The sequence below is a fragment of the Pantoea sp. CTOTU46764 genome, assembly GCF_031974595.1.
Taxonomy (GTDB): Bacteria; Pseudomonadota; Gammaproteobacteria; order Enterobacterales; family Enterobacteriaceae; genus Pantoea; species Pantoea trifolii.
The window spans coordinates 30,891-40,737 of the sequence record NZ_DALYOQ010000005.1; the positions used below are offsets into that span (position 1 = coordinate 30,891).

The window sequence follows — 9,847 nt, forward strand, 5'->3', positions numbered from 1 at the left end:
CTGTAACGGGCTAAAGCCCGTGGGAAGATCATCATGCATATGATTTTTAACACACTTTTCCCTCCGCCTCGATACGCGCGCTGAACCTCAGCGTGCTGATTTGCGCTGCGCATTAGACAGCTTTTCGCTGTTCGATTGCGTGGTGTTTACCTTCGTCTTTATTTATTACTCGTTATTTTTCGAGCGACTCTTTTCGTCTTTAATTTCCGGGAGGTGATATGGAAATTCCCGACAGGTTATTTTTAATTTAAAAAAGCATTGCCGTTAATTTAATTTGTGTGCCACGCACGCAGGGATTTTTATTGCCGTAATAAAGAGGAATGTCACCATGACTGACATGAAACTCAACCAGGAAAAAAAAGCCTGGAATACCACGCGCCAGCCGCGTCAAAAAACACCGCGTTACCTGATTGAAGATGAAGCCGGCTTCACTGCCGACGAAACGCTGGTGCGTCTGCGCAGCGATGCGCTTGGCCTGAGTGCACGTGAAGCCGAGGCACGTTTAGACGTGTATGGGCGCAATCAGGTTGAACACGACAAAGCGCCACCGGCGTTATTGCAGTTGCTGCAGGCGTTCAACAATCCGTTTATCTATGTCCTGATGGCGCTGGCGTTGGTGAGCTTTTTCACTGATTTCTGGCTGCCGCTGCGCAACGGCGAGGAGACCGATCTGACCGGTGTCATCATCATTGTGACGATGGTAACGCTCAGCGGTTTGCTGCGCTTCTGGCAGGAGTTCCGCACCAACAAAGCGGCGCAGGCGCTGAAATCAATGGTGCGCACCACCGCAACAGTGCTGCGTCGTGAGTCAGCGCAGCAAGCGCCGCTCAAACATGAAGTGGATATCGCCACGCTGGTGCCGGGTGACATCATCTATCTGTCGGCGGGGGATTTGGTGCCTGCCGATGTGCGGCTGCTGGATTCACGCGACCTATTTATCAGCCAGGCGATTTTGACCGGCGAATCGTTACCGGTTGAAAAATATGACGTCACCGGCCACGTCACCAGTAAAAGCAGCGGGGCCAGCGAGCAGGGCACATCGCTGCTGGAACTCGGCAGCGTTTGCCTGATGGGCACCAACGTGTCCAGCGGTAGCGCCAAAGCGGTGGTGGTGGCGACCGGCAGCGAAACCTACTTCGGCAGCCTGGCGAAATCGATTGTGGGTAACCGCTCACAAACCGCCTTTGACCGCGGTGTCAACAGCGTGAGCTGGCTGTTAATCCGCTTCATGCTGGTGATGGTGCCGGTGGTGTTGCTGATTAATGGTTTGACCAAAGGCGACTGGCTGGATGCTTCGCTGTTTGCGCTGGCGGTGGCGGTAGGTTTGACGCCTGAAATGTTGCCGATGATCGTCAGCTCTAACCTGGCGAAAGGCGCCATCGCCATGTCGCGGCGTAAAGTGATCGTCAAACGCCTGAACGCGATTCAAAACCTCGGCGCGATGGATATTCTCTGCACCGATAAAACCGGCACGCTGACGCAGGACAACATCATTCTGGAGCATCATCTGGATTGTGCTGGCGTCGAAAATTCTCGCGTGCTGATGTTGAGCTGGCTCAACAGCCACTATCAAAGTGGCACGTTGAATCTGATGGATCGCGCCATTTTGCAGTACGGCAAAAACCGCGTCAGCGAGGCGGTGGGCGACACCTATATTAAAGTGGATGAACTGCCGTTTGATTTTATTCGCCGTCGCGTTTCGGTGGTGGTGCGCGATCGTCGTCTCAATCAACAGATGTTGATCTGCAAAGGCGCGGTGGAAGAGATGCTGAGCATCGCGACTGCCGAGCGTGAAGGCAAACTGGTGCAGCCGCTGAACGAAACGCGTCGCGCAGAACTGCTGGCGCTGGCACATCAATATAATGAGCAGGGTTTCCGCGTGCTGCTGGTGGCGAGTCGCGTGCTGGCGGAGCCGGGTTTACAACAGCCGCTGAGCGTGGCGGATGAGCAAGGGTTAACGGTTGAAGGGCTGCTGACTTTCCTCGATCCACCGAAAGAGAGCGCCGCCAAAGCCATCAGCGCGCTGCGCGACAATGGCGTCAGCGTCAAAGTGCTGACCGGCGATAATCCGGTGGTCACCGCGCGTATTTGCCAGCAGGTTGGCATCGACAGCGGCGCCATCATCACCGGCGACCAGATTGCCCTGATGAGCGACGAGCAACTGGCCGATGCCGCCGCGCAGAGTTCGGTATTCGCTAAACTCACGCCGCTGCAAAAATCACGCATTCTGCGCGCGCTGCAACAGCAAGGGCATACCGTGGGCTTCCTCGGCGACGGGATTAATGATGCCCCGGCGCTGCGCGATGCCGATGTTGGGATTTCCGTGGATAGCGCGGCGGATATCGCCAAAGAGTCCTCCGATATCATCCTGCTGGAAAAAGATTTGATGGTGCTGGAAGAGGGCGTCATGAAGGGACGCGAAACCTTCGGCAATATCATCAAGTACCTGAACATGACCGCCAGCTCCAACTTCGGCAACGTGTTCTCGGTATTGGTGGCGAGCGCCTTTATTCCGTTCCTGCCGATGCTGGCGATTCATCTGCTGATTCAGAACCTGATGTACGATCTGTCCCAGCTGGCGCTGCCGTGGGACAAAATGGACCGCGAGTTCCTGCGCAAACCGCGTAAATGGGACGCGCGTAATATCAAACGCTTTATGCTGTGGATTGGGCCAACGTCATCGATTTTCGATATCACCACCTTCGCGCTGATGTGGTACGTGTTCGCGGCGAATACGCCAGAAATGCAGTCGCTGTTCCAGTCCGGCTGGTTTATTGAAGGCCTGCTGTCGCAGACGCTGGTGGTGCACATGCTGCGCACGCAAAAGATTCCGTTTATCCAGAGCCGTGCGGCGCTGCCGGTGCTGCTGACCACTGCGTGTGTGATGATCGCCGGTATTCTGCTGCCGTTCTCACCGCTGGGCGCGATGGTGGGATTGGTGCCGCTGCCATGGTCTTACTTCCCATGGCTGGTGGCAACGCTGCTGGGTTATTGCGTGGTCGCGCAGGGCATGAAAATGCTCTACATCAAGCGCTTTGGTCAGTGGTTTTAAACACATGGAGGCGAAATGCGTAACCGCAATCTCAATAAGGTGGTGTTTCACCTGATAATGATGATGATCGTCATCGTGGTGTTAACGCTGGTGTTTCGTTAACGAAAAAGGGCAGGATTTCCTGCCCTTTTCTTTACTCTTCGTCTGGCTGGTAATACTGCACGCCGATTTCAATGCGCTCGCGGCCGCTGGCTACGCGATGGCGATTGCTGTCGCGCAGCGAATAGATGCAGCCGCAATACTCTTGCTGATAGAAGCGTTCGCGCTTGCTGATCTCAATCATGCGTGACGAGCCGCCACCTTTACGCCAGTTAAATTCCCAATAAAGCATATCCGGATAGTGCGCCGCCGCACGCACGCCGCAGTCGTTGATCTGCTGCATATTCTTCCAGCGCGAAATACCGAGTGAACTGGTGATCACCGGGAAGCCGTTTTCATGTGCATACAGCGCGGTGCGTTCAAAGCGCATGTCGAAACACATGGTGCAGCGCAAGCCACGTTCCGGTTCCCACTCCATGCCGCGCGCCCGCTCAAACCAATTGTCTTTATCGTAATCGGCATCAACAAAGGGCACACCAAACTGCTCGGCAAAGCGGATATTCTCCTCTTTACGCAGCTCGTACTCTTTCAGCGGGTGAATATTTGGGTTGTAGAAGAAGATGGTGTAATCGATGCCGGAAGCCAGCATCGCTTCCATCACTTCGCCCGAACAGGGCGCACAGCAGGAGTGCAGCAGCACTTTGTTGTGACCGTTGGGTAAAGGCAGCGGCTGGCGGGTAAAGGAGTCAGACATAAGCTTTATTGGTTAATGGAGTGTTGCGTAAAGTCTAAGGGGATAGCGCGGAAGATGCAAAGTTGAGGAAATACTGGCATTAAAAAAGGCCGCAAACGCGGCCTCTTGGTTCAGCAAAGAAAGTTATTCAGTCACTTTCTTTTTCAGATCGCTGGCACCTTCTTTGGTTTTATTCCAGCCTTTCTGCGTGCCTTCTTTGGTAGCATCCCAACCTTTCTCAGAACCTTCTTTGGTTTTGTTCCAGGCCTTCTGCGTCCCTTCGCTGGCTTTGCTGGTCATGCTGTCGCTTTTACCTTCAGCGGCATGCTTAGCTTTGAGCTGCTGCTCTTTACCTTCGTTCTGCGCCTGATGCAGTTTTTCTTTAGCGGTGTTAGCACCGGCCTGCGCGTTAGCGACAGTCTCATCAGTTGCATGTGTGGTCGCGGCAAAAGCCGAAGAAGCCATCAGAATGGCTGACAGTGCAATAATGGTCTTTTTCATAATTCCCTCTTTCATGAAATATGTCGTCTCAGGTATTCATCCTGGCATAGGCCGGGATGGAAAGATTTAAGAATAAACCAGGAATGAAAAAGGTCTAATTTCGTTGGTTAAATCGACACCAGATAGCATTTTAGGTTGTTACAGAGAGTGAAGGGAGCCATCTTAACGGTGGCCCCGCAGTGTTAATCTGCCAGCTGCTGCGCAATTGCGCTGAACATAAGCGCGGCTTCAAGTGGCTGAGAATTCATCTTTGGTTCAGCTTCAGGCCAGGTTGACCATTGCACGATCACCAGGTTTTCAGCACGGTTCACCATAATCACCTGACCATAAATACCCAGCGCCCACAGTGAATTTTTCAACGATTTATCGGCGGTGGGAGCGACATGTTGCGCATTGGCGGCAACCGCGTTGTTCCACCATTGATAGCCATAAGTGCCTTCAGGATGAGCGGCGGATAGCGAGTTGCGCGCCTGCGTCCAGTTGGATGCATCATCCAGCCAGTTATCGGGCAACATCTGCTGACCATTTGGCAAACGACCCTCATTCATGATGAACAAGCCGAAGCGGCCCCAATCTTCCAGCGTGGCGTTAAAGCCATGTGCGCCCACGTCGTGCTGGCCTTTAACATAGGCATGCCATACGCCATCGCTGGCCATGCCGTAAGGCTTCCAAATGGATTGCTCCAGCCAGGAGGCGATTGACATGCCGGTGGCTTTCTCCAGTACATCGCCAAGCAACCACGCACCGCCGGATGAGTACGACCAGGATTCTCCCGCCGGATGTGCGCGATGCAGTTGCCTGATGATATTGCGCACGCAATCGTAGGTGCCAGGGCGCGCTTCGCACTGCGTCAGATGCGCAAAGTCAGAGTTGGGATTGGTGTAATCCTCATTCCAGGCGACACCGGAAGTGTGCTGGATCAATTGCTTCAGCGTGACGCCATCCCAGGCGGTGCCTTTGAGATCCGGCTCGTAGTCCGTCACCCGATCGTCAAGCGAATGGATTTTACCTTGCTTGATGGCGATACCTACCAGCGTGGAAACCACCGATTTACCCACTGAACGAGACGTCCATAGTGTCTGGTCGGTATTGCCTGCGCCGAGATACTTATAGGCAATTTTCCCGTTCTTCAGCACCAGCATGCCGCTGACATTTTCCCTTTTCAGGTAGTCGGACAACGAATAGCGTTTGCCGTTGAAGGTGTAAGAGGCATCGGTCAGCGACTTACTGGCGGCTTTCAAAGCCGTTGAATCGCCATGATGAAATACATCGCCCGTATAGTTGCGATAATCATTGCGGAATCCCACCACGCGATCGGCCTGGCTCCAGCTCAGCATCTGATGCGGATCCGGCAGCTTCTTATCAAAAGGCTGCGGACAAGATTGCAGCATTACGCCACCGCAATTCTGTGTTTCCGCTGCGAAGGAGGGCGAGGCGAAGGAGAGGGCGATCGCGCTCAGTGATGCGGCCATCAGGATCGGTTGTAAAAGACGTTTTTGCATTTTGTTCTCTGCGCTTGAGGAGTGAATACGCAGCAGTATATGAATGGTTAATCCCCTGATAAAATCACTGAATGGGGGAAAATCCCTCTCAATTATGGGATCTGCTATGACCGCGTTGCGCTACTCCTTTTCGCAAATTGAAGCCTTTGCCACGATTGCTGAAACCGGCAGCGTTTCAAAAGCTGCCCTGTTGCTGGGGAAGGATCGCACCACGGTGCGTGACCTGCTGGATTATCTTGAAGATGCGTTGGGTTACACGCTGTTCTTACGGGAAGGGCGCAGGTTACTGCTGACGGAAAAAGGCCAACAGCTGCATCGTCAGGCGCATCTTTTTCTGCGTCAGGCGCAGGCATTTGAATCCTACGCGCGTGCATTGCCTGTTGCCGTCGAGCAGGAACTGGTGCTGGTTTACGATCCTTTCGTTCCGCACGCTTTTCTTCACGCTGTGATTGAATATATGGCTGAGAAGAACATCCGTTTTAACGCATGGAGTTGTACGCGTGATGAGGCTGAAGCGGCGCTAAAAAATGGGACGGCGCATTTGCTATCTGCCAGGCGCAGCATCGTACGTTGGGAAATGAGATGGAATGGCAGGCGCTGGGCACCATCGAACTTAATTTTTTCGCCGCCCACACGCTGTTTCGCGAACAGCAGCGGCCGGTGACGCTGCTCGATCTGTCACTAATTCCGCAGTTGGTAATGCATCCCCACCACGATGAACAGATTAGCCGACGCCTGCAAATTTCTGGCAAGTGCCTGTTCGTTAACGATCGCGCCATCCTGCAGCATTTGCTGGAAAGTGGTGCGGGTTGGGGATTCCTGCCGATGCATTTTCAGGCTCAGCAGTGGCGCAATGTGCAGCTATTGCCCACCGAAGTCGGCAATCAGGGATTAAATGTTACGCTGGTAACGTTATGGAATCCCGGGGGCAATAAACATGCGATAGCCGAGGCGTTTATTGCCAGCCTGCCCGAGCTGTGGAGCCGCATTTATTCCTCGTCGCGTTCTTTAGCCGCGCGCTGACGATCGTAGAACTCATCCTCGGCGGCGATGATCTCATCCATCAGCGAATTCATATCCACTTCATGCAACTCTTCTACGAAGAGACCGGTAAGCGGCGTTTCTGGCGTTAGCTTTCCGTCTTCATATAACTGCCAGATCTCTTTCGCATAGCGCGTTTGCAAAATCTGCGGAGCGTATTGCCCGTAATAGGCGGTGATGTTATTCACATCGCGCTCAAACATCGATTCTGCGTGATTGTTTGCGGCGGCATCGACAGCTTGTGGCAAGTCGATAATGACCGGTCCGTTGGCGTCCTGCAGCACGTTGAATTCCGACAGATCGCCATGAACAATGCCGGCGCACAGCATGCGCACGATATTGCGGATCATGGTATCGAAATCCTTCATGGCATTCTCTTTGGAGAGGAACACATCGCTAAGGCGTGGCGCAACCAGGCCTTCTGCGTCTGTGACCAGCTCCATCAACAATACGCCATCGATGCAAATGTAGGGCTGCGGGACGCGCACGCCGGCATTCGCCAGGCGGAATAACGCATCCACTTCGGCACTTTGCCAGGTCTCTTCTTGCTGCTTACGCCCGAATTTCGACCCTTTTTGCATCGCACGTGAATTGCGGCTGTTACGGACTTTACGTCCTTCCTGATAATGCACGGCCTGCTTAAAACTTCGTTGCGTGGCGTCCTTGTACACTTTGGCACATTGGATTTTGCCGCCCGTTAACACGGTATAAACGTCAGCTTCTTTGCCGCTTCTTAGTCTCTGTAGTACTTCATCTACCAGGCCATCATCGACGAGAGGCTGGAGTCGGTTTGGGATTTTCATGCGAGTCGCCTTGAAAGAGTCCAGATACAAAAAAGCCCGTAAGGCTTGCGCCATACGGGCTCTTAGGACTTCATCGGATGACTCTGGTAATCACCGATGGAGAATTTTGGTGGGCTGGCGGAGTCTGAATTAGTCCGCTAACCAACTGAATTAAAATGCTAATTCTTCAATTCAATTATTCTTTGGTGCCTAAGAAGGTGCCTAAAACTAATTTTCATTTTATCGGTCCGCTTGGCCTTATCTTACAAGGCTACTTAGGAGAAGGCGAGAGCTGGTTTCGACAATCACCTCGCCGGGTTCTTCCGCGATACGCAGCGTAAGCCCTTGAGCATTAACGGCAGCTATCAGCTCAGCGAGCTCGATACCGTCAACATCGACCGCGACTTTCCCCATGTTCAGCGCCAGCACATTGATGCTGTCAGCGTTAAGGTTCAGACCGATTTTCACTGTATTCGTCCTCCCGATACCGGCCCGTTGTGATGCGGGTTATGGTGCTGTAGCCGCTGCTTACTATTAGTCCGGTTGCACGACGGGCACGTAGTATGTCGATGGCACCAATCAGTGAAGAGCGTTCGGTGAGGCTGAAACGGCCAAGGTCAGTGCGCACCAGTTCATACCTTTCCACAATGAAATTGACAGCATCACACAGGGAGATACCGGAGTTTATGTGCGCCTGAATCACGCTGTCGTCGCCAAACGGTGTGTCGTTGAGCGTGAGGCCATAGTGTTTATCCAACAGATGTGTGAGCAATAACTGCCAGACCTGCACGGGCGACGGGCATGGCTCAGCCGCCCGTGGCTCGGGTAACGGTAAAGTTTGCATTGGGTGTGTCCTGTTTTTGGGAGGTGGCCGGTCAGCCGGTTACAGTCGAAAATGTATAAATCGTGATGTAGACATAACCGTGTGAGCCAAGCGTGTCAGCTTCGCAGGTCAGCCCAATGTGATTCAGGGTAACGCGTTGCTGATGGCGAGGATTCAGCTCACCGGCTGAAAGCATTTGTTCCAGCTGTTTCATTATCAGTGGAAAAGCCTGGTCAAGGCGCAGTGCTTCATCGTCGCTGAAGTCGCCGGTAAATCCTGCCCGGTCAGCTAGAAAGTGCAACCGGTGGCCTTCCTGCACCAGCCTGGCACCGAAGCACGGCGTTTTATTACACGTAAGCCCCCATTGTTCAGAATGCATATATCCTCCTTCAGGACCAGCCGCGTTCGGCAAACGAGACAATCTCTTTGCTGCCGACAATCAGATGGTCCAGTACTCGCACTTCAACCAGCGCCAGCGCTTTTTTCAGCCGTTCGGTGATGCGTCGGTCGGCATCACTGGGCTCGGCATATCCGGATGGATGGTTGTGGGCAAAGATAGCCGCAGCGGCGTTATGCCGCAGTGCGGCTTTAACCACCTCGCGGGGATGAATTTCCGTGCTGGTGATGGAGCCGTGAAACAGGGTTTCGTGTGCCAGCAATCGGTTCTGATTATCCAGAAACACCACCATAAACACTTTCCGCTCCAGCCCTGCAAGGTTCAGCTGCAGCCAGTCGCGGGTAAGTGATGCGGAGGTGAACGCCACGCCGGGTTCGCGCAGGTGATTTTCGATAAGCGTCAGGGCGCGTTTTATGGTGCGGTGTGATGAAAGTGGAAGAGGTAATGCAGTCGTTTCCATAATGTCCTCCGGCATCAGTCGATGATGTGCATGATGGCGCTGCTTTCAGGATGGTTCAGCGCAAATTCACGCAGACGATAGTAGTGTTCACTCATGGCGGCGCTGCTGGTTCTGCTGGCATGATGGCTCCAGTTCAGCAGACAGACACTTATGCCTGCCGCTTCGCTGCTCATCTCCGCGCTGTTGCCATTCAGCTTGTTGAACATGGCCCAGTTGTCCTCGCTGTCAGGTGCGATGAAGACTCCACCGTTGCTGAGCGTGTAATAATTCCAGTATCCACCGTTGTAGGCTTCACACAGGCGATCCATCCAGGCGAAAGCGCGAGGTTCCAACAGCATCCACTGAGGGATTTTGGCGAAGTGCTTAGGCCAGAAGTTAAGACGCCGCCTATCCGGTACGGGTGAGGCAGTAACTGATGATGTAGTTTGATTCATGGTGACTCCTTTTGGCATAAAGCAAAACGCCCCGCTCTTTCGAACGGGGCGTCTGCGGGTGTGATGTCAGGGGGGTGAGTCTT

The 9,847-nt window shown here is 53.5% G+C and carries 10 protein-coding genes and 1 pseudogene; 2 read left to right on the forward strand and 9 right to left on the reverse strand.

What is annotated here, in order from left to right:
* Positions 1–328: 328 nt before the first annotated feature.
* Entirely contained in the window at positions 329–3,052 is a 2,724-nt protein-coding gene (mgtA, locus tag RTM06_RS03340) for a magnesium-translocating P-type ATPase (protein ID WP_312179929.1), read from the forward strand.
* 133 nt (positions 3,053–3,185) lie between these two features.
* Here the strand turns inward: mgtA and RTM06_RS03345 are convergent, their stop codons facing one another.
* The 3 genes from RTM06_RS03345 to RTM06_RS03355 all read right to left on the reverse strand — a co-directional run bounded on the left by RTM06_RS03345 (position 3,186) and on the right by RTM06_RS03355 (position 5,827).
* Complete coding sequence (locus RTM06_RS03345) at positions 3,186–3,845, reverse strand: epoxyqueuosine reductase QueH (RefSeq protein WP_312179931.1); 660 nt, start codon at positions 3,843–3,845, stop codon at positions 3,186–3,188.
* A gap of 123 nt (positions 3,846–3,968) precedes the next feature.
* Positions 3,969–4,325, reverse strand: a complete 357-nt coding sequence (locus tag RTM06_RS03350) for a hypothetical protein (protein WP_008101580.1) — start codon at positions 4,323–4,325, stop codon at positions 3,969–3,971.
* A 182-nt stretch (positions 4,326–4,507) separates the two neighbouring features.
* The gene (locus RTM06_RS03355; RefSeq protein WP_312179932.1) at positions 4,508–5,827 is read right to left on the reverse strand and encodes a serine hydrolase; all 1,320 of its coding nucleotides are present in this window, start codon (positions 5,825–5,827) and stop codon (positions 4,508–4,510) included.
* A gap of 106 nt (positions 5,828–5,933) precedes the next feature.
* On the opposite strand from RTM06_RS03355, the pseudogene RTM06_RS03360 reads away from it, so the two are divergent.
* A pseudogene (locus tag RTM06_RS03360) lies at positions 5,934–6,850 on the forward strand (LysR family transcriptional regulator).
* Here RTM06_RS03360 and RTM06_RS03365 read toward each other — a convergent pair.
* From RTM06_RS03365 to RTM06_RS03390, 6 genes are all read right to left on the reverse strand, one after another.
* The gene (locus RTM06_RS03365) at positions 6,817–7,671 is read right to left on the reverse strand and encodes a PA4780 family RIO1-like protein kinase (RefSeq protein ID WP_256697170.1); all 855 of its coding nucleotides are present in this window, start codon (positions 7,669–7,671) and stop codon (positions 6,817–6,819) included. The pseudogene RTM06_RS03360 and the gene RTM06_RS03365 sit on opposite strands and share 34 nt — an antisense overlap.
* Positions 7,672–7,908: 237 nt before the next feature.
* Positions 7,909–8,118, reverse strand: coding sequence for a DUF5983 family protein (locus RTM06_RS03370; protein WP_312179934.1), 210 nt, complete (start codon positions 8,116–8,118; stop codon positions 7,909–7,911).
* Positions 8,096–8,494, reverse strand: coding sequence for a TA system toxin CbtA family protein (locus RTM06_RS03375; protein ID WP_312179936.1), 399 nt, complete (start codon positions 8,492–8,494; stop codon positions 8,096–8,098). The genes RTM06_RS03370 and RTM06_RS03375 overlap by 23 nt, the downstream gene beginning before the upstream one ends.
* 31 nt (positions 8,495–8,525) lie before the next feature.
* Positions 8,526–8,852 (reverse strand): type IV toxin-antitoxin system YeeU family antitoxin, encoded by a 327-nt coding sequence (locus RTM06_RS03380; RefSeq protein ID WP_312179938.1) that lies wholly within the window; start codon positions 8,850–8,852, stop codon positions 8,526–8,528.
* A 10-nt stretch (positions 8,853–8,862) separates the two neighbouring features.
* On the reverse strand, positions 8,863–9,330 hold the full coding sequence (gene radC / locus RTM06_RS03385; protein WP_312179940.1) for a RadC family protein: 468 nt from the start codon (positions 9,328–9,330) through the stop codon (positions 8,863–8,865).
* 14 nt (positions 9,331–9,344) lie between these two features.
* Complete coding sequence (locus RTM06_RS03390; protein ID WP_312179942.1) at positions 9,345–9,764, reverse strand: antirestriction protein; 420 nt, start codon at positions 9,762–9,764, stop codon at positions 9,345–9,347.
* Positions 9,765–9,847 lie beyond the last annotated feature (83 nt).

Bases quoted from the DNA above. Each gene is read 5' to 3' on its own strand.
- radC (WP_312179940.1), bottom strand. From the start codon at position 9,330: ATGGAAACGACTGCATTACCTCTTCCACTTTCATCACACCGCACCATA.
- RTM06_RS03390 (WP_312179942.1), bottom strand. From the start codon at position 9,764: ATGAATCAAACTACATCATCAGTTACTGCCTCACCCGTACCGGATAGG.
- RTM06_RS03355 (WP_312179932.1), bottom strand. From the start codon at position 5,827: ATGCAAAAACGTCTTTTACAACCGATCCTGATGGCCGCATCACTGAGC.
- RTM06_RS03375 (WP_312179936.1), bottom strand. From the start codon at position 8,494: ATGCAAACTTTACCGTTACCCGAGCCACGGGCGGCTGAGCCATGCCCG.
- mgtA (WP_312179929.1), top strand. From the start codon at position 329: ATGACTGACATGAAACTCAACCAGGAAAAAAAAGCCTGGAATACCACG.
- RTM06_RS03365 (WP_256697170.1), bottom strand. From the start codon at position 7,671: ATGAAAATCCCAAACCGACTCCAGCCTCTCGTCGATGATGGCCTGGTA.
- RTM06_RS03350 (WP_008101580.1), bottom strand. From the start codon at position 4,325: ATGAAAAAGACCATTATTGCACTGTCAGCCATTCTGATGGCTTCTTCG.
- RTM06_RS03380 (WP_312179938.1), bottom strand. From the start codon at position 8,852: ATGCATTCTGAACAATGGGGGCTTACGTGTAATAAAACGCCGTGCTTC.
- RTM06_RS03345 (WP_312179931.1), bottom strand. From the start codon at position 3,845: ATGTCTGACTCCTTTACCCGCCAGCCGCTGCCTTTACCCAACGGTCAC.